The organism is Agathobaculum sp. LCP25S3_E8 (genome assembly GCF_052117165.1).
Taxonomy (GTDB): domain Bacteria; phylum Bacillota; class Clostridia; order Oscillospirales; family Butyricicoccaceae; genus Agathobaculum.
In genome coordinates this window covers 20,021-39,249 of sequence record NZ_JBQKJR010000030.1, presented here as the reverse complement: position 1 = coordinate 39,249, position 19,229 = coordinate 20,021, and the positions used below count along the sequence as shown (strand labels likewise).

Sequence of the window (19,229 nt, the reverse complement as noted above, 5' to 3'; positions counted from 1 at the left end):
TTTCAGCACGTCTGCCTTGTATTCTGCACTGTATTTCTGTCCCATCTTCAACACCCTTTCTGTTCTTCATTATACCACCTTGGGTGTGCGGTTTTATTGTATCACTCCAATTTTACCGCGCTCAAACGAAAAAGCCCAGCTTTTGCTGGACTTTTTCGACAGACTGAGGGTACTGGGAGAGAAACTCCCAGTACCCTATTTTTGAAAAAAATTTTTCTATCTCCAAAGATTCTTCTTGACCTTCCCATTATAGGAGAGTTTATGATTTTGTATTGCGGGGGTTTTCCCGTCGAATCGAACCAAAATGGAGGAAGAGAAAACATGCAGGCAGAGACAAATTCCCTCGGATATGAGCCGGTTGGAAAGCTGCTTGGCACCTTTGCCGTGCCCAGCATCATTTCCATGGTGGTCAGTACCCTGTACAATATTGTCGATCAGATTTTTATTGGCCGTGGCGTAGGCTATTCTAACAGTTTGCTGATTGCTGTGGTTCTTTTTATGTGTTCAATTTGATTTTATAATCGACCAAAACTGTGTTTTTCGGAGAATAGCAGAATTTTTGAAAATGCAAAAATGTAGCAAGGGAGCAAAGCCATAAAATATTTGGCAGGACTGCGCCCGTGTTCCACCTGACCAACAGTGCTTTGCGCTGGAAGACTAACCTATTACAACCGCGTGCTAAAATCCGACAGATTCAGCAAGGATACCGGCAGATTGTGCATGGCTTGTTGTGAACATCGGGGGAATTTTATATACTGTTTCCAAAAGTCCATGATGGGAGGAAACCATCGTGCAATCAAGGGTGATCCCCATGTTCACGTATCAAAAGGTTGACAGTACATCTTTCAAACGCAGCCCCAAAACTACTCAGGCATTCCAGATTTCCAACTATCCGGGACTCTGCCGGGTATCAGGTCGCGAATTGCAAAAGGTACTGCAAGAGCAGGTTGGAACTATAGGGTTTGAAATCCACGAGGAGCGCATTGACTCCATTTTCCCTATATGGGATTATTTTGCGGCCTGTGTTAATGAGACTATGTATGAAGCAAAGACAGTTCTGCTTGCTATGGGAGTTTCCGCAACGGGGGCAGTGCTGGTCGACCGTATCAGTATGCCAAAGCGGTAGGTGAGGGTTATACAGCCGTCCACACTGCGCTTCGCTTTCTGAAGGAGAAGAAAGATTCATGAACCATATTAAAACGCCATCGGTTGGAACAGCCCGCTGACTTCTCCGGAGCACAGGACGCACGCAAGGCGTTGGAAGGATTGTTCGCCGAAGCAACGGCTGGGGTCCAATCTCATGAGCGAGGATGAGCGCATATGCAAAATAAACTGCCTTCCAAAAGCACTATGGGCAGGTTCTTTTCCGTGCTATGGAAGGCACGCCTGCCTTACGATTGGATTCTGGGCCATATTGTTGTCAACATTGTATTGACCAATGCGGGAGTGAGCACCACCGAATATACCGCTGAGTTGTACGCAGGCAATGTCGATTTGATGGGTGTGGTGCGGCCATTCCTGGTGGTTTCTCTGGTCAGCCTTGTTATCAGCAGCATCTTGGAAATTCTGGGTGGGTTATGTATGGCGCGCATCGACCGCAATCTGCGTCGGGCAGTGTGGGAAAACGTAGTACACATGCCCTTTGGTTATTACCAGCAAAACGCACCTAAGGAGCTGATCTTCCGATTTTTCATAACACTTTGGCTTCCTCAGGCTATGGCTTTTTGGCACATGGTAGTTTTGAACCTCGACCGAACTGTTTTGCGGTACTGTTGTGGAATCGTCTGATGGGATACACGGTGCATGATTGCGGAAATCCCGGCGTGACTGGCACCCATGCATACTGTCACTCTTGCAAAGACGGTGTTGCATATTTGGTTATCAATAATTCTTTGACAGATTACACGGAGGTGGAATTACCCCCCAAAATGCTGAGAGCTATGTTCTGGATGGTATCAGTATGCGTGCGACTACCATGCGGCTCAATGACAAAGCGTTGAAAGTTGAGAAAAGTGGTAATCTGTCTAAATTAACTTCGGAAAAACGGGCAGCTGGAAATCTGCTTCCTGCTCCCGTTAGTTGTGCGTTCCTTATCCTGTAATTAGAAAATAAAAATGCTTTTTTACAAATAGGGTTCTTTATCGGAATAATGGCTTGGCAAGCATCGGCCATGATAGGAAGTTTGCTCAAATGGAAAACTGGTGGCAGGAAAGAGGTAAGCTTACAATCGATGCTGCCCTTTTGCATAAAATTGAGGACGGTTTAGAAAATGATTAGTACAACGGTAACTATGTGCTCGACATTGGTCGAGAAAGTTCTGCCAAACATACATTTTGTTAGAAATATATTTGTGATTACAAACATCAACGGCAGCAAGCATTATTGCTTGCTGCCGTTGATGCTTTGCTGTGAAATTGACACTTGGCATATGGTGCTTATAATTTGTATTGTTTGCGATATTGTGAAGGTGTCAAGTCAAAATCTTTTTTGAAAAGCTTGACGAAATAGTTGGAATCATCAATGCCTATTTTCTCGCTTATTTTTTGAATGGGCAGGTTGGTTGTTAATAACAACTGTTGGGCTTGTTTGGTTCGGATTTGCCGTAAATAATCGGTGGGAGTTCGGCCGGTTTCTTTGTGGAATACATTGGTCAGGTAATTCGGTGAGATGTGAAATTCTTTGGCAAGTTGTGTGATAGTAATATTTTCGTCGAATTCGTGTTCCATATAACATATGACACTGGAAATCAGGTTGCTGTAACCTTGCTCCTTATGCTTCTTGATCTCATGACAGAATGCAACAACCATCTTTTCTTTTTCCGTATAGATTTCATCCACATTTTTTGCTTTTCTGGAGGCGATGGTATTGGCTCTGGAAAGCAGATCGATAGATAGTGTGGGCAAACCGGCATGGATTGCTGCAATACGGACCATAGTGCGCACAATAGCGGCTGCAATACGTTCGTTTTCGAGCGTGGTGCCCAATCTTTTAAACGATTGAAACCCTCGCTGCTGATATTTCAAATGTATAATTGCGTTTTCCGCGTCGCCTTGTTCAATGCTGTGCATGAACTGCTGTTCAATTGCATAGTGCTCTTGGATGAACTGTGAATATTGCTGCTTTAATGTGTTTTCTTCTGATTTAATATTTTCCTCTGTAAAAGCAGAATAATCCACTGTCTGAAAACGGTATTCTTTGTCCGTAATCACTTTAATCAGTGAGGTTGTGATATTGAATGCATCATTGGAGCTCAAAAGTGGAAATCGGTCCCGATAGGACAACAGACTGTCATACAGATTGATGGATAGATTAAGTCTTTTAAGCAGTTGAATACAGTCACCACGGGAAAATATATGAGTGCAAAAAGGCCCCACGATGACGCATTGAGCATTCCATTCAAACATGATAAAATTGATTTGCAGCTGATCTTGAATATAAAATACGGTGTTTTCCGGCAACGAATCGATAAGTTTGTGCAGATTTTTTATATGAAAGAACTGCTGGATGGGATGCAGCATGTATTCCTGACAAAAATGCGTGTATTCTTCCGGGGTAGATAGAAGCTGGACGGTCAGTCCAAAAATGCTTTTAATCAGTTTTTTGGCGACACAAAAAGCATTCTCCATAAAAAATCTCCTATAAAGTAGTATCGTTCTATATGGCATAGTATTATTCTATCATATAGCGCTCGAAAATGATAGTATTTTGACAAAGGATACCGGCGATATGAAAATATAGCAAAAGGAGAATGAAAATGGAAAAGGAGAAAAGTAAGTTTGGTATCAAAGATCAAGTAGGATAGTGTTCGGCGACCTTGCAGGCAGCATAGTCAATCTGTACATTGATATGTATTGTACCTATGTGCTCAGTATTGATGCAAAATGGATGGCAGGTTTGTTCTTGTTCGCAAAGATTTGGGATGCGATCAATGATCCGCTGATCGGTTCTCTGCCGGATCGCTTTATGATTGGAAAGTCGGGGAATCGTTTCAAACCGTATATTAAGATAGCCATGTTCCCGCTGGCAATTTCGGTACTGATGTGCTTTGCCGACGTATCCAGCTGGCCTTCGTTCATGAAACATGCATGGGTAGCGATTGCGTATATTGTTTACGGCATGAGCTATACCGGCGCGTCGATGCCTTACGGTGCGATGGCTTCCGCCATTACCCGCAATCCACAAGAGCGCGCCAAGCTGTCCCGTGCAAGAAGTCTGGGTGGTACGGCGGTCGGTGTGTTGTTTTTGCCGCTTGTTCCAATGGTGATCTGGAACGAAGATCAGACGGCAAGACCGGAAGGATTTTTCCTGATGGCGGTTATCTCCTGCGTGGCGTGTCTGGTGTTTTATTCCATCCTGCTTGCCTGCACGACAGAACGGTATCAAACGGTGGCAAAGGCGCCGTCCCAGGAAGGCAGCGAGGACTACAAGTTCTTCGATGTGCTGCGCAACGCCATTTGCAACCGTCCTTTGATCGGTGTTATGATTGCCTCGCTGGGCAACTCCATTGCCTCGGCCTCTATGGGTTCGATGTCCAGCTATCTGTACAAGGAGTACTATCATTCGCCGCGCATGATGGCGCTGACTTCTCCTTTGAGTATCCCGATTCTGCTGATTTGCTTCCCGTTGATTCCCAAGTTGGCGCAGAAATTCGGCAAGCGCAAGGTGATTCTGCTAAGTGTGGTTTATAACTTCGTGTTCTCAATGTGCCTGTTCCTGTTCCCAATCAGCAATCCGTATATCTATCTGGTACTGGAAGGAGTTCCGGCAGGGCGAAACTTATCATTACAGCGAGGACTGTTTTTATCTGAACATCTGGAAACCTGCGGATTGTGTCAAGGCACCGGTTATTTTCTACATCCACGGCGGCGCGTTTCAAGGCGGCTGCGGCAATGAAAAGCACTTTGACGGCAAAAAGTATGCAGAACGGGGTATCATTTTCGTTACCTGTAATTATCGGCTGGGTCCTTTTGGCTTTTGTTCGCTGCCGGAGCTGGCGGCGCGGGACGGTTATACCGGAAACTATGGCCTGTTTGATCAGTTGACAGCGTTTCAGTGGTTGAGTCACAATATTGAAAACTTTGGTGGAGATCCTTCCAATATTACCCTGATGGGGCAGTCCGCAGGCGCTATGAGTATTCAGCAGCTTTGCGCGTCGCCGCTTGCGAAAGACCATATCGCAAGAGCGATCATGACCAGCGGCGGCGGCATCAGTGATGCCTTTGGCACCTATATTCCTGCCGAACAGGCATACCCGTTTTGGAAAGACGTGACCGCCAAGTTGGGCGGCGGTCTGGAGGATTGGGTGAAAGCGGATGCAAAGGTGCTGCTGGCGACTAGGCTGGAAACGGCCAAGCAATACGAAAACGCTATCCAGTATTTTTCGCCGGTGTTGGACGGCCGACTGATCTGCTGCGATGCGCAGTCGGTGCTTCGAGACAAAAGACAGGCGAAAATTCCCTATATCATGGGCAGTACCAAGGACGACATGGCGGCCGATATCCTCGCAAAAATGGCGAGAGAGTGGACGGTTCTGCAATCTGAACAGGGGATGATCCCCTCCTATTGCTTCTGGTTTGGCAGAAACCTGCCGGGAGATGATCAGGGCGCATGGCATTCAAGCGAACTTTGGTATACCATCGGCATGTTGGAAAACAGTTGGCGACCGATGACCGAGTGGGATTACGAAATATCCAACCGATTTCTCACGTATTTCGCCAATTTTGCCGCAACCGGTGATCCAAACGGCGGTACACTGCCGGTTTGGCAGCCAACGACATCGCTGGACAGCCCCATCATGGTGATAGATGATCATAGGTTTGAAATGGGCGATCAGCCGTTGAATCAGATTTCGTAATAATAGACATAACAGTACTATTTCAGTTGAAATAGTGCTGCTGTGAAGGAGTATAACAATGCAAAATATTAATTTGGGTTGGAAATTCAAAAAACTGCCCGAGATGGATATCAATACAATGACTGTCGTGACCGGAGTTGAACCGGATGGCTTTGAGGCAGTGGATTTGCCCCATACATGGTATCGAGACGGGGCAGGTTATCAGGGCACAGCGATATACAAAAAAAACGTATGCATCGAGGCGGACAGCAGTAAGCGAGTGTTTCTGCATTTCGGTGCGGCCGACCGTTTCTGCAAGGTCTTTGTGAATGGGCAGTATGTCGGGGAGCACAAAGGCGGCTATTCCGCGTTTACGTTTGATATTACCAACCAGTGTCGGTGGATGGTGGATAACGAAATCGCCGTTCTGCTGGACAACCGCAGCTTTAATCAGATATCTCCGCTGGCGGGCGATTTTACCGTGTTCGGCGGATTGTATCGCGATGTATCCCTAAGCATCACCGAAAAAAGCTGCTTTGACCGCACATTTTACGGCACAAACGGCATAATTGTTCAAGCGGCCGTTGCAGAAAAAACGGGCAAGATCGTCGTGGAAAACCACACGCTTCATTGCGAAAACGCGCAGATTGCCTATACCGTTAAGAATGCGGCGGGCGAGGTCGTGCTCGAGCAAACGGAACCCTTGCAGAACAGAGTGGAACTGACGGTGCCGCATCCTGCACTGTGGTGCGGTAAAAAAGCCCCTGTTATGTACACGCTGCAAGCAGCACTTTTCGTGGATGGAAAAAAGCTCGATGAGACCGAAGTGCGTTTCGGCTTCAAAACAGTATCGGTAGATGCCCAACAAGGCTTTTTCCTCAATGGCGAACACTTGAAAATTCAAGGTGTGGCCAAGCATCAGGATTTCGGCGGCGTGTTCTGTGCCACGACGGAAGAACACCTGCAGCAGGATTTGCATGATATTCTAGAAATTGGTGCAAACAGTGTGCGTTTGTCGCATTATCAGCATCCGCAGCGCATGTATGAGCTGTGCGATGAGGCGGGTCTGCTCGTATGGGCGGAGATCCCGATGCTTAAGTTTTTGGATGACGAAGCGTTGTTTGAGAACGCCTGCAGCCAGATGAAAGAACTGATTTATCAGAATATGCATCACCCTTCTATCTGCTTCTGGGGCATTCAGAACGAGATAGCGATGTTCGGTGAAAGTCAGGCGATGTATGATCGGATGCAGGAACTGGGTGCTTTGGTACAGCGTATGGATGGCACCCGGCTCAGTGCCTGCGCCAATCTGTTCTGCGTGAAAAACGACAGTGCACTGAACACACACACGCAGGCAGTTGGCTATAATATCTATTTCGGATGGTATTATGGCAATATGGCGGATAACGCGGATTTTGTGGATAAATTTCATCAGGATAACCCCAACACTCCACTTGGCATTACGGAATACGGCGTGGACTGCAATCTGGCCTATCATGCCTATGAGCCAAAGGTCAGAGACTATTCCGAAGAATTTCAGGCATTGTACCACGAAACGGTATATCCGATCTTTCGTGAACGGCCGTATATCTGGGGTACTTATGTCTGGAACATGTTTGATTTCAGCAGTGAGATTCGTGATGAAGGCGGCGTTCGATATATAAACTGCAAAGGACTGGTCACTTACGATCGCAAGGTCAAAAAAGATGCCTTTTATTACTACAAAGCGCAGTGGTCGGACGAGCCTTTTGTCAAGATTGCAGAAAGTAGATTTGTCAATCGCGAGAGGGAAAAGATAACCGTCAAAGTTTATTCCAACCAGCCGAGCGTAAGTATTACGGTCAATGGTGTGTCGCATACTGCTGATTCAAATACCGGCGTGTTCTGCTTTGAAAATATCGCTCTGCAGCAAGGGGAAAATAAGATTATTGCGTCAGCCGGTGTACTGACCGATCAGGTTGTGTTCCACGGTGTAAAGGAAAAAGACGAAAGCTATATTTTTGTCGATCAGAATCCGGGTATCAACGTCAAGAATTGGTTCATTGATGCGGTGGAGGAAGAGAAAATGTTTCCCACCGGAATGTTCTCTATCCGAGAGGCCTGCAATACGATTGTCGAAAGCGAACAAGCGATCGCCGCAGTGGAGAAGTTTTCAAAGAAATTGGCAGAGCAGATGAAAGAACGTCGCGGTATGATGCCGCTGGAAAGAATACTGAATTACATGAAAAACGAGTTCTCCGAGGATGATTGCAAACGCTTGAATGCCGCACTGACAAAGATTAAAAAGCAATGATTTTTATGATGTGTTAAAAAGATTTATATGCTTAGCGAATGGCCTAATATTTGAAAAACGCGCCGCGGACGGTATAGTCCGCGGCGCGTTTATTATGAATCCCTCTGAAAGAAATACTCGATTAACTGCCGTTTTGAGTGCAGGTTTCAATCTGCTGGCTAACAATTGGCCACCTGATTCTGACGCGGAATTAATATAGAAAAACAGTACGGTATTTATCTTGAGAAATACGGAGCGGTTTTATTATAGCGCATAATTTCATCGGTTGATATATGCCGAAATTCTTTGATACAGGGCATGGTGGAAGGGATAAAACAGCATGTTGTGCGCTTCTGATAGGGCGGAGGGAACGGAATAAGGCAAAGCACAAAGCGTGCCTACAGAGAATGCAAAAATTGAATTAAAAATGAGTTTGAAATAAATAAAAATGTCTAAAAAAGTTGAAAAAGGTACGGAGATTTCCAAAGTGAAAGAAGGAGAAAAAAGAAAGAGTACAATTTTGCGCATCGGCCCATATGTAAATTGTGCCAAACAAGACTTGGAAAAATGGGTAGACAATAATACAATTTACACATACAAAACATGTGCATATGTAAACATCGCTTGATTTAGAGAGGAGTGTTGTTGAAAAGATGAAAAAAGACATGATTTTCAAAGAATTGATACAACTCGATTGGGAGGTCAAGGATCAGGGAGAATTCTTCGACAAGATGGTAGATAAATTGTATGCTCTTGGTTACGTTAAGGACACGTACAAAGAGGCTATCAAAACACGAGAGGCAAATTACCCTACGGCGCTTCCGGTGGAGCCGTTTCCGGTGGCAATTCCGCACGCAGATATGATTCATATCATCAAACCTTTTATTGCTTGCACCAGACTGAAAAACCCTGTGGACTGGTGTGAGATGGCGAATAACGATGTGATTCATCCTGTGAAGTTTGTGTTTATGCTGGGCTTTATGAAGTCGGATGAGCACATTGATTTGCTCCAAGTGTTGGTGGAGAACTTTCAGGATCCTGCATTAATGGATCGTTTGGTCCACGCAAAAACGGAAGATGAGTATTACGAAATTGTATGTGGAATGAAAGGCATGGAAATCTGATAAAACAAATCGTCCATGCATTCAAAATATTAAAAAGGAGGAAAAAAACATGGCAGTACGAGTAGTTGTAGCATGTGGAAGCGGGGTGGCAACGTCCCAGACAGTTGCAAGCAAGGTCAATCGCATGCTTAAGGAAAAGGGTGTGGATGCCGCGGTGGAGGCTGTGGATCTGAAGTCTGTAGATCGTTACATTGACGGAAGCGCAGCTTACATCACCATTGTCAAGAACACTAAGGAGTATCCTATTCCCGTCATCAACGGCATTGCTTTTCTGACTGGTGTGGGCAAAGACAAGGAGTTTGAAAAATTGTTGAAGGCCATTGAGGATTACAAGGTCAGATAAAACAGTCAGTTTGAAAGAGGGATAAGGAGGAAACACATATGCAATATTTAGCAAATATTATAAACTTTCTCTTAGGGCTTGGAGCCGCTGTATTTGTACCGATTATTATCATCATTGCAGGATTGATTGTTCGAATGAAGGTAAAAGATGCCATTTCTTCTGGTGTCACGCTGGGCGTTGCCTTTACCGGAATGACGATGCTTATCAACTTTATGACCGGCGCCATTACTCCTGCAGCGGAAGCCATGCTTGAGACAACTGGTATCAGCCTTCCCATCACGGATGGTGGCTGGACTACCATGTCCACTATTTCTTGGTCATGGCCTTATGCATTCCTGATGTTCCCCTTGGTTATTGTCATCAACATTATTTTGTTGATGATGAAAAAGACAGACACCTTTAACGCAGACCTTTGGAATGTATGGGGCAAGATTTTTACTGCTGTAGCAGCCTACTACATTACCGGCAGCGTAATCATTGCTTTTGTCATCGCAGCGGTTCAGGTTGTCTTTGAACTGAAAAGCGCGGATTTCCACCAGCACCGCGTAGAGAAGATGTCCGGTATTCCCGGTGTCACCTGCACACATAAGATGGTGTTTTTGGCCGCCCCTATGTATCCTGTGGACTGGGTGCTGCGCAAAATCCCGGCACTTAATAAGTCTTTCAACGCCAGCGATTTGAAGGATAAGGTTGGTATCTTTGCAGAAAACCACATCCTTGGCTTTATTCTGGGCGTGATATTTGGTTTGCTGGCTCGGTATGATTTGGCTGGTATTCTGACTCTGGGCGTGCAGTGTGCTACTGCTTTGACGCTGTTCCCTGTAATTTCCAAGTATTTTATGCAGGCTCTGGAGCCTATCTCCAATGCGGTGTCCGAGTTCATGCAGTCCAAGTTCTCCGACCGCGAGCTGTACGTCGGTTTGGACTGGCCTTTCCTGGGTGGTGCCAATGAAATCTGGCTGGCTGTAATTTGGACGGTTCCTGTCACTTTGATCATGGCGTTCTTCCTGCCGGGCAACCAGATTCTTCCCTTTGCCGGCATCATCAACATTGCCATCGCGGTGCCTGCTTACTTTGTCACCAAGGGCAATGTAATCCGCATGCTCATCCTGTGCGTCATTTTTGAGCCTACCTTCCTCTGGGTCGGCACTGCATTTGCTCCGTTCATGACGGAATTGGCAAACACCACAAAAGCAGTAGAATTGGCTGCGGGTCAGCTGATCTCCTGCTCCAGCATTGACGGTCCCATCCAAACTTACGCGTTTTCGCATGTGATGCAGATTATGGATGGCAACTTCATTCCTTTGATTATCCTGTTGGTTTGGATTGCCTGCTTCGTGTTCTACTCCAGAAGCCTGATCAAGGAGAAGAAGGAAGACGAGGCTATGGAAAAGTAAAAAGAAGGTTTGCAACTCGCTCAATAAGAAGATCATGGAAATTGGAAATCGAAACTTATTAATTCTTAAAGACATCATTGAATACAGAGATACGATTACAGGGAAAGAGTTGGAGAATAAATTCCATCTTTCCCGTAAGCAGTTGAGCTATGGTCTAGGGAAAATCAATCAGTTCCTCAGTCAGCATAATTATCCGGAGATCACGCGGCTTACAAACGGAAAGATGAGTGTTCCAAGCCAGTTGGAGGGTGTTTTGGATCAGGATTGGTTTGAGGATGAGAAACAAGAGCTCTGGTTTTCTAAGGAAGAGCGGGTAGATATCATTCGTCTCATGGTTCTCATAGCCAAGGAAGATCTTTCCTTGCAGCATTTTATCTCTGAACTGAAAGTCAGCAGAAACACGGTACTTACCGACTTGAAAAAGGTGGATTCCGAACTGAAAAGTGGAGGGCTCATCTTGAACTATGGACGAAAGACCGGTTACTGTGTGACAGGCTCGGAGTATGCCAAGAGACAAATGATATTTGTTGTACTCAATCGTATCCTGATACAATATCGGCACAGTTTTCTGGCCAGAAAACTGTGCCAAATCTCCCGGGAAAAGGTACAGAGCATGAAAAACATGATTCTGGAAATCGAGGGAGAACTTCAGGTGCGTTTTGCTGGAGAAATGATCGAAAGCAACAGTTGCTTCTTTGCCGTCGTATTTGACCGGATTCAAAATGGAATGGTGCTGGATGAAATTCCGGATAGCTTCCGGCATATCGCAGGGACCAAAGAGTATACCGTTATGCGTATGCTTGCCAACCATAGGAATGTCCAGAATGAATTTGAGATCATGTATCTTACGGCTCATGTTCAAAGCATGAAGGTTGAGACAATGCCTATGGGGAGAGACGCAGATGAGGCGCTGGGAATCCAGGAAGCGGTGGAAGAGACCATACAAAATTATGAGCAATTATCCTGTGTCAACATCCGGGAACGGGAGGACCTGAAAAAACTGCTGCTCCATCATTGTGAGCCGGCCCTGTACCGGATTCGGTATGACTTCCATGTAGGTCTGGATATTACAGACTATATTCTGCCAGCCTATCAGGATCTCCACAATCTAGTGCGGAAATCGGTGGCACCCTTGGAACGTTTGGTCGGGAAAAAGATTCCGGAAAAAGAGTTGGCGTATATTTCCTTAATTATTGGCACCTATGTAACCAAGGAAGGGCAGTTGGAGGTTGGAAACGCCCGACCGGAAGCAGTGGTCGTATGTCAGAATGGCATTACGGTATCCCGCTTTCTCATCTCATCCCTCAAGGAGATGTTCCCTGAAATTAGATTTACCAAGTGCATGTCGGCAGAACAGTTCGGTAAATTTCAAGAATCGTTCGATATGGTGTTTTCCACCATTCCTCTTAAGACGGAGAAGAAACTGTTTGTAGTAGAACCTCTGATGAATGGAAAGCAGCGGAAGACCTTGCGTGAGACAGTGTTGAAGGCACTTCGGGAGAAGGGTATCCTGATTTCCAAGCAAGATCTGATTATGCAGTTGGTGCGAAAACATATCAGTCCCAATTTGTACAACAAACTTTGCATGGAAATCGAAGCGTATACGTCTCCCCAGGCACAGGAAGAGTTTGTGGAAGCGCGGGGTGAACTTCATCTCAAGGAACTGTTGGTTGGCATGAATATCCGGATTGTAGAGACAAAGATGGGGTGGAAAGAAGCAATTGAGTTTGCAGCTATGCCTCTTCTTTATGACGGCTCTATTACCATCCGGTATGTACAGGCAATCATTAGCAACATTGTGGAGAACAAACCGCATTTAGAAGTAGCCGACGGTGTAATCATTGCCCATGCCGGCATCGAACAAGGTGTCAATGATGTTGGGATGTCCATGCTTGTGCTCCCGGAACGTATTGAGATTGATGGTTACATCCAGGCAGATGTGATTGTTGTGCTGGCAACTCCCGATTATGAAAGTCATCTTTTGGCGCTCAATGAGTTGATTGAGATTCTGGAAGATGATGTGAAAGTAGCAAAAATAAAGCAGGCTAAAACGCCTCATGACATTTTAGAATTATTATAGACAGGAGGAGAGCGCGATGCTCGAAGCTTTAAAAAAGGATGTATGTGAAATTGCCAAGCGTGCACAGAAAGATGGTTTGTGCAAGCATAAATCCGGTAATTTCAGCGCCCGTGATCTGGAGAGTGGTTACGTGGTTATCACTCCTACCAGTGTGGATCGTGAACTGCTGACCCCTAGAGATATGGTGGTTATGGACTTGGACGCCAATGTCATCGAAAATCTCTCTGGTCTCAAGCCTACCAGCGAGTCCCTGATGCATCTGATGATTTATCGTCAAAAGCCGGATGCTGTTGCGATTGCCCACACGCATTCCGCCTATGCCACCACTTTTGCACTTCTTAATAAGCCGATTCCGGCCATTGTGTATGAAGTGGCCAACATGGGTCTGACCAAGGCCAGAGTACCCGTTGCACCCTATGGACGTCCCGGTACACCTGAGTTGGCCAATAGTGTCATCGAGAGCTGCAAGGAGGCCGACAGCTTCCTGCTGGAGAAGCACGGTGCGGTGGCAGTGGACAACCGAGATATCTATGAGGCATATCTGAAGGCATCCTACATTGAAGAACTGGCTGAACTGTATCATCATGCACTGGCTATTAATAACGGTAAAGAGCCGGATTGCTTCGCGCAGGAGGAGCTTCAGAAGTGGGAATATCCCTCTGAAATCAAGTTCCCCAATAAGTAAATTCCGTTTTTGGAAAGGAATCAGAGGATTTGGAAATTTATCTGATCAGACATGGGCGTCAATGTGACACTCGCTGTAATGTAGATGTGGCTCTTTCAGAAGCCGGTTTTCGCCAGGCTGACCTTGTAGGCCGGCGTATGAAGGATTGGAACATACAGAAGGTATATTCCAGCGACATGATCCGTGCTCGTCAGACGGCTGAGACGGCGAACAAGCATTGGAATGTGGAGCTGGAGATTGTGCCTCAGTTTCGGGAAATCTGTTTTGGTCAATGGGAAGGACACGAGACCAATGAACTGAACATTTTGTTTTCCGATTTTAAAGCAGAGCAGGACAAAATGGAGAAGGATCTGCGCTACCCTGAGGGTGAGTCGGCAGGAGATGTGATAGAGCGGAGTATGCCCGCGCTGATGAAGGTGGCTCAAAGCGGATTGGAACGTGTAGCCATTGCCACCCACGGCGTGTGGATTCGGGCGATCGTGTGTCATGTGCTTGGAATTGATTTAGCAAAGTGGAAGCTCTTGGGAACCACATTTGAAAACGGAAGCATCACACAACTCAATTACTATCCCGAAACCGGAAGATTCACTCTGGAGCGGTTCAATGATTTTGCTCATCTGGAGCCTTACCCGGAACTGCTACGGGAGGCATGGGGGGTCATTGAAAACTAACGCAGGATGAAATATACATAGGAGGACACTATGAGAAAAATCATAAACAGTGCAGATGCATTTGTGCAGGACACCATGGAAGGCATCATTGCCGCCTATGGTGATAAGGTCAAACTTTTAAACGATGATTTTCGGATTTTGCTTTCCAATTATCCCACCCAAGATGGTAAAGTGGGCATCGTTACCGCCGGTGGAAGCGGACACCTGCCCGTGTTCTTAGGATACGTTGGCAAGGGTCTGCTGGACGGTTGCGCCGTGGGTGAGGTGTTTGCTTCCCCCGCGTCGGAAAAGATGGCTGATATGATCCGTGCCTGCGATCGCGGTAATGGTGTGCTCTGCCTGTATGGCAACTATAACGGAGATATGTTCAACTTCCGTATGGCATGCGATGAGGTCGAGTTTGACGATATTGAAACCCGTCAGGTGCTGGTGCGAGACGATGTGGCCAGCTCGCCCAAGGAAAACGCCGACAAACGCCGCGGTGTGGCAGGCATGGTGTACGCCTTTAAGGTGGCTGGCGCAGCAGCCGACCGTATGATGAGTCTGGATGAAGTGGCAGCTGTGGCGGAAAAGGCTTTGGCAAATATTCGCACTATGGGCGTGGCGCTGTCCCCCTGCATTGTGCCCAAAGTGGGAAAGCCCACCTTCACCATTGCCGATGACGAGATTGAGATTGGCATGGGCATTCACGGCGAGGCCGGCATCGAGGTAAGAAAGATGATGACTGCCGATGAGATTGCCGAAACGCTGGTGGAGACCATCACCAAGGATATGCCTTTGCAGAGCGGTGACAAGGTCTCTGTTATGGTGAACGGTTTGGGCGGAACTCCCATGGAGGAGCAGTTAATTGTATATCGTAGAGTTCATCAGCTTCTGAAGGATATGGGCGTGCGTATTGTAATGCCTCATATCGGCGAGTATGCGACTTCCATGGAAATGGCAGGTCTGTCGGTCACCATCTTCAAGTTGGACGCCGAGCTGAAAGAACTGCTTCAAGCTCCCGCAGAGAGTCCGTTCTACACCAATTCCAATAAGTAAACAGGTGATGTGCAATGAATAAAGAGTCGGTAAAAGGAATTATTTCCGCTATTAGTGCAGAGATTGCACAAAATAGAGACTATCTGGTGGAACTGGATCAGGTCAATGGTGACGGTGATCTGGGTATTTCCATGGATGATGGCTATAAAGCGGTGGTGGAATACCTCAAGACGGCCGAAGAGAACGATCTGGGTAAGTTGATTATGGCATGTGGTAAGGTGTTTAATGCTTCTGCTCCATCCTCTCTGGGTACCATCACGGCATTTGGATTTATGGGAATTGCCAAGGCTTTGAAAGGTAAGGAAGAGGCTACATTCGAAGAAGCTGCGGCTGCGGTGAAAGCCGGCGTGGATAACATCATGGTTAAGGCCGGTTCCGAGGTCGGTCAGAAAACCATTGTAGACGCCATTTATCCCGGTGCAGAGGCTTTGGTTGCAAACGCGCAGGATCCGGCGGCGGCTGTGGAGGCCGCAGCCAAAGCGGCCGCAGATGGTTCGGAAGCCACCAAGCAGATGAGGGCTGTTCATGGTCGCGCGGCCTATTCGGCCGAGCGAAGCATCGGCATTCTGGACGGTGGATCTGTGGTTGGAAAATTGATTTTCAAGGGAATCAAGGAGTATTACACCGCAAACCATTGATGCTGAATAAAAAACTCCGGTATGTACTATCATGCCGGAGTTTTTTATATGCAGTGCAAAGCTGTTGAAAAGTCGCTATAGCTCGTTGATGATTTCCGTGACGGAAATGTGCCGCATTCTCTTGGCGGGGGCGAAAACGGATACAGCCGTTGCACCAAAGACGAACAGCAAAATAATGACAAGCGCAGTCAGCGGCAGCGTCCACGTGAAATAGGGGAAGTGGGCGGTTACCAGCTTATCGTATAGCAGCTTATGCAGCGGCAGACCTGCGCCGCAGCCGATGACACAACCGGTAAGCGCATAAGTTGCGGCTTCCGCCGCAATCATACGGGTCAGCTGTCGACCGTCCATGCCGACGGCACGCATCGCACCGTACTGGCGGGTGCGAGCTGATACGCTCATCGAGATGCTGTTGATGATATTCAGCACGGTAATCAGCGCAATAATGGCCAGAAACCCATAAATAAACAGGCTGAATGCATAAAATGTGCTGCGATCGCCTTCGTCCCGCCGGTCGGTAAAAGTATACTGCTCACCGATGAGGTCTTTGATGGCCGTAACCTGTGTGTCAGTCGTCTCTTTGGTCACCTGTACGTCAATGATGGCGTAGTCCCGCATACCGGTCAGTCGGGTAAAGGTTTGTTCGGAGCAGATCAGGATGACTTCGCCGTTTGTGAGACCGTTGTTGGAAAAAGGGCTGTATTTCAGCATGCCGGCAATTTCCAAAGTAGTTCCGTCGACGGAAATACGATCTCCTGTGTCAAGCGGCACATCTTCATCCCATATGGCAAGCACGTATTCGTTATCGCCATATACCATGGACAGGTCGCTGCCTTTACGAAGCATATCGTCATCCGTGAGCCAGCCAAGCTGCAAATCGTCGTACGAAATCAGGTCTGCTGTTGTTTCAGAGGTTGCAGTGTTGAATTTCGCCGGAATATTCTCCTGATACATCCTTCCGAAGGCGTGAGTGACGCCAGACATGCCGCGGATTTCATCAACCAGAGCATGGTTTATGGTATTGGAATAGTCTTTGCTGGCAACGGTCAGATTGGGTGCGGACAGCGATGTCGGCAGCAGACAGCCCAGCAGATCGACCAGCACGGAAAAGCACAGAAACAGGATGATACTAAGCGCGAATGATCCGGACATCAGCACAAGATTTTTGCGGGCCGATACCGCATGAGAAACGCCAAGCAAGGATTCGATGGACAAAAGGCAGGAATGGATCGGGTGCGGCCGGGTCTGTCGCAGGTCACCGTTGCCGGATACCGCCGCCATTGGGGAGACACGCGCGGCGCGTTTGGCAGGAGATTGTGCGGCGATCCATAAGGTCAGGAGGCCGAGCATCGCGCCGCTGATGATGCCGACTGTGCTAATGCCCAAAATGGGAATTTCAGAAAATTCACCGCCGACCAGATACCGAAGAGTCGCGTTTAACCCCCAAGCGAGGAATGTGCCGAGGACTACACCGATTGGGATGGCGGTTTTGCACCAGTTTAGAGCTTCCAGGTGCACAAATCTGGTCACCTGCTGTTGGCTCATGCCGATGCAGCGCATCATGCCGAAAAACTGTGTCCGCTGGGCGACTGTGCTGTTCAGACTGCCTGAAATCATCAGCACACCCGCAAGTAAAATCATCAGAAAGAGGATGCATACCAGCGGATACACGTTTTTCACCATCATGTTGTTGCTCAGACCTGCCAGCCCCATCAGAATGAAGTTCTGTTGTATGTCCTCGTCGACCAGATTGCATTGGGCTTGAATTGCGGTAATCGCTTTTTTTAGGTTGGCGTGGCGGCCAAACTGAACGAAATATACCGGGCTGCCGGTATCGCCGTTGTCCGACAAGATCTGACGGAGTGCAGTGATGTTCATAAAAACGCCGATTTGGTCATCGCTCACCAGCAGTGCGGTGGTTTCGCCGGTGCCGTTGTTGGAAGCGTATTTACTGTCATCGCTGCGAAAGCCTGTCACGCGGAAGGTATAGTTGCCAGCGGGCGTGTTCAGTGTGACGGCATCACCGACGGCAACGCCGAGCAGAGCTTGGGCATTGGGTGTTAAAATTACTTCATCGTTTGCCGCAATGCTGGAGGATTCGCTGAAATAGCTCATAATGTCTGTGCGAAACGGTTCTTCGATGCCGCAAAGCACAGCCTGTCTGCCGTTGATTTGATATTTCCTGCTGTCGTCCAGACCTACCGCATCATACCATGATGCGGCGGCTACATCAGTGTGCGCGGCAATGGACTTTGCTTCGCTTTCCGTGAGGTTTTGTAATTGAATATGCCAGTTGCCGTGCGTTTCTTTCGCGTGCATGGTTTCGCTGCGGATGAGCATATCTGCCATGCTGAAAATCGCCGTGACCAGAAACACGGCAAAGATGATACAGAGTAGTGTCATACGGTTTTGCCGTCGGTGTACCTTGGCAGAAATCGGGATGAGACTGAGATAGCTTCTCATGCACGGCACCTCCCAAAATCGGTCAGCACACCGTCGGATACCTGCAAAATGCGGTCTGCTGTCTGGGAGATAGCACGACTGTGGGTGATCATCAAAATGGTCTGCTCGTACATGCGGGATGCTTCTTTGAGCAGGGCAATCACTTCGCTGGTGTTCTGTGTGTCCAGATTACCGGTCGGCTCGTCTGCAAGGATAAGCGCGGGGCGGGTGATTAGCGCACGTCCGATAGCGACACGCTGCTGTTGGCCGCCGGAGAGTTGGCTTGGCAGATGGTGGCGGCGTTCTTTCAAGTGCAGCACGGAAAGCAGTTCCTCGAGATAGGCTTTGCTCGGCTTCTGGTAATCGAGCAGCACCGGGAAAACGATATTCTGCTCGACGGTCAGCTCCGGAATGAGGTTGAAGCTCTGGAAGACGAAGCCGATATGGCGGCGGCGAAACACGGTTAGATTGCGTTCCTTCATCGAAAAAATGTCTTTGCCGTCGATGAACACTTTGCCGGAGGTGGGGGTGTCCAGCGCCCCGATCATATTGAGCAGCGTAGACTTTCCCGAGCCGGATTCACCGACCACAGCGACAAATTCGCCTTTTGGGACGGAAAATGTTGCGTGTCGTAAGGCGTGTACAGCCGTTTCGCCGCTGCCGTAGGTTTTGCAGATGTCGTTCACTTCTAATAAGTCCATTGGGT

At 47.6% G+C, this 19,229-nt stretch carries 16 protein-coding genes and 1 pseudogene; 14 read left to right on the top strand and 3 right to left on the bottom strand.

What is annotated here, in order from left to right; genetic code table 11:
• The 3 genes and pseudogenes from ACTQ34_RS11060 to ACTQ34_RS11050 form a co-directional block, all read left to right on the top strand.
• Positions 1–513, top strand: a pseudogene (locus tag ACTQ34_RS11060) (hypothetical protein); the annotation flags it as partial.
• 277 nt (positions 514–790) lie between these two features.
• Positions 791–1,126 carry a hypothetical protein gene (locus tag ACTQ34_RS11055; RefSeq protein ID WP_441363865.1) on the top strand — a complete coding sequence of 112 codons (336 nt, stop codon included), beginning with the start codon at positions 791–793 and terminating at the stop codon, positions 1,124–1,126.
• A gap of 194 nt (positions 1,127–1,320) precedes the next feature.
• Positions 1,321–1,788 (top strand): hypothetical protein, encoded by a 468-nt coding sequence (locus ACTQ34_RS11050; protein WP_441363864.1) that lies wholly within the window; start codon positions 1,321–1,323, stop codon positions 1,786–1,788.
• Between the two features lie 647 nt (positions 1,789–2,435).
• Here ACTQ34_RS11050 and ACTQ34_RS11045 read toward each other — a convergent pair.
• The gene (locus tag ACTQ34_RS11045) at positions 2,436–3,626 is read right to left on the bottom strand and encodes a helix-turn-helix transcriptional regulator (protein ID WP_441363863.1); all 1,191 of its coding nucleotides are present in this window, start codon (positions 3,624–3,626) and stop codon (positions 2,436–2,438) included.
• A 220-nt stretch (positions 3,627–3,846) separates the two neighbouring features.
• Here ACTQ34_RS11045 and ACTQ34_RS11040 point away from each other — a divergent pair, with 220 nt between their 5' ends.
• From ACTQ34_RS11040 to ACTQ34_RS10990, 11 genes are all read left to right on the top strand, one after another.
• Positions 3,847–4,893 carry an MFS transporter gene (locus tag ACTQ34_RS11040; protein ID WP_441363867.1) on the top strand — a complete coding sequence of 349 codons (1,047 nt, stop codon included), beginning with the start codon at positions 3,847–3,849 and terminating at the stop codon, positions 4,891–4,893.
• Positions 4,805–5,854 (top strand): carboxylesterase family protein, encoded by a 1,050-nt coding sequence (locus ACTQ34_RS11035; RefSeq protein ID WP_441363866.1) that lies wholly within the window; start codon positions 4,805–4,807, stop codon positions 5,852–5,854. The genes ACTQ34_RS11040 and ACTQ34_RS11035 overlap by 89 nt, the downstream gene beginning before the upstream one ends.
• 58 nt (positions 5,855–5,912) lie before the next feature.
• A complete protein-coding gene (locus ACTQ34_RS11030) occupies positions 5,913–8,126 on the top strand; it encodes a glycoside hydrolase family 2 protein (protein ID WP_441363862.1) in 2,214 nt (737 codons plus the stop codon).
• A 632-nt stretch (positions 8,127–8,758) separates the two neighbouring features.
• Positions 8,759–9,229: a PTS sugar transporter subunit IIA gene (locus ACTQ34_RS11025; protein WP_441363861.1), complete on the top strand. Its 471-nt coding sequence runs from the start codon at positions 8,759–8,761 to the stop codon at positions 9,227–9,229.
• A 49-nt stretch (positions 9,230–9,278) separates the two neighbouring features.
• Positions 9,279–9,572, top strand: a complete 294-nt coding sequence (locus ACTQ34_RS11020) for a PTS sugar transporter subunit IIB (RefSeq protein ID WP_441363860.1) — start codon at positions 9,279–9,281, stop codon at positions 9,570–9,572.
• A 38-nt stretch (positions 9,573–9,610) separates the two neighbouring features.
• Positions 9,611–10,969 carry a PTS galactitol transporter subunit IIC gene (locus ACTQ34_RS11015; RefSeq protein ID WP_441363859.1) on the top strand — a complete coding sequence of 453 codons (1,359 nt, stop codon included), beginning with the start codon at positions 9,611–9,613 and terminating at the stop codon, positions 10,967–10,969.
• Between the two features lie 34 nt (positions 10,970–11,003).
• Positions 11,004–13,049, top strand: a complete 2,046-nt coding sequence (locus ACTQ34_RS11010; RefSeq protein ID WP_441363858.1) for a BglG family transcription antiterminator — start codon at positions 11,004–11,006, stop codon at positions 13,047–13,049.
• Positions 13,050–13,065: 16 nt separating this feature from the next.
• A complete protein-coding gene (locus tag ACTQ34_RS11005; RefSeq protein WP_441363857.1) occupies positions 13,066–13,734 on the top strand; it encodes a class II aldolase/adducin family protein in 669 nt (222 codons plus the stop codon).
• Positions 13,735–13,763: 29 nt separating this feature from the next.
• Positions 13,764–14,405: a histidine phosphatase family protein gene (locus ACTQ34_RS11000; RefSeq protein ID WP_441363856.1), complete on the top strand. Its 642-nt coding sequence runs from the start codon at positions 13,764–13,766 to the stop codon at positions 14,403–14,405.
• A 30-nt stretch (positions 14,406–14,435) separates the two neighbouring features.
• Positions 14,436–15,443 (top strand): dihydroxyacetone kinase subunit DhaK, encoded by a 1,008-nt coding sequence (locus ACTQ34_RS10995; protein WP_441363855.1) that lies wholly within the window; start codon positions 14,436–14,438, stop codon positions 15,441–15,443.
• 14 nt (positions 15,444–15,457) lie between these two features.
• Complete coding sequence (locus tag ACTQ34_RS10990; RefSeq protein WP_441363854.1) at positions 15,458–16,081, top strand: dihydroxyacetone kinase subunit L; 624 nt, start codon at positions 15,458–15,460, stop codon at positions 16,079–16,081.
• Between the two features lie 75 nt (positions 16,082–16,156).
• Here ACTQ34_RS10990 and ACTQ34_RS10985 read toward each other — a convergent pair whose 3' ends face one another.
• Both ACTQ34_RS10985 and ACTQ34_RS10980 read right to left on the bottom strand, forming a co-directional pair.
• A complete protein-coding gene (locus tag ACTQ34_RS10985) occupies positions 16,157–18,544 on the bottom strand; it encodes an ABC transporter permease (RefSeq protein ID WP_441363853.1) in 2,388 nt (795 codons plus the stop codon).
• Positions 18,541–19,224 (bottom strand): ABC transporter ATP-binding protein, encoded by a 684-nt coding sequence (locus ACTQ34_RS10980; protein ID WP_441363852.1) that lies wholly within the window; start codon positions 19,222–19,224, stop codon positions 18,541–18,543. Before ACTQ34_RS10980 ends, ACTQ34_RS10985 begins: the two co-directional genes overlap by 4 nt.
• Between the last annotated feature and the right edge of the window lie 5 nt (positions 19,225–19,229).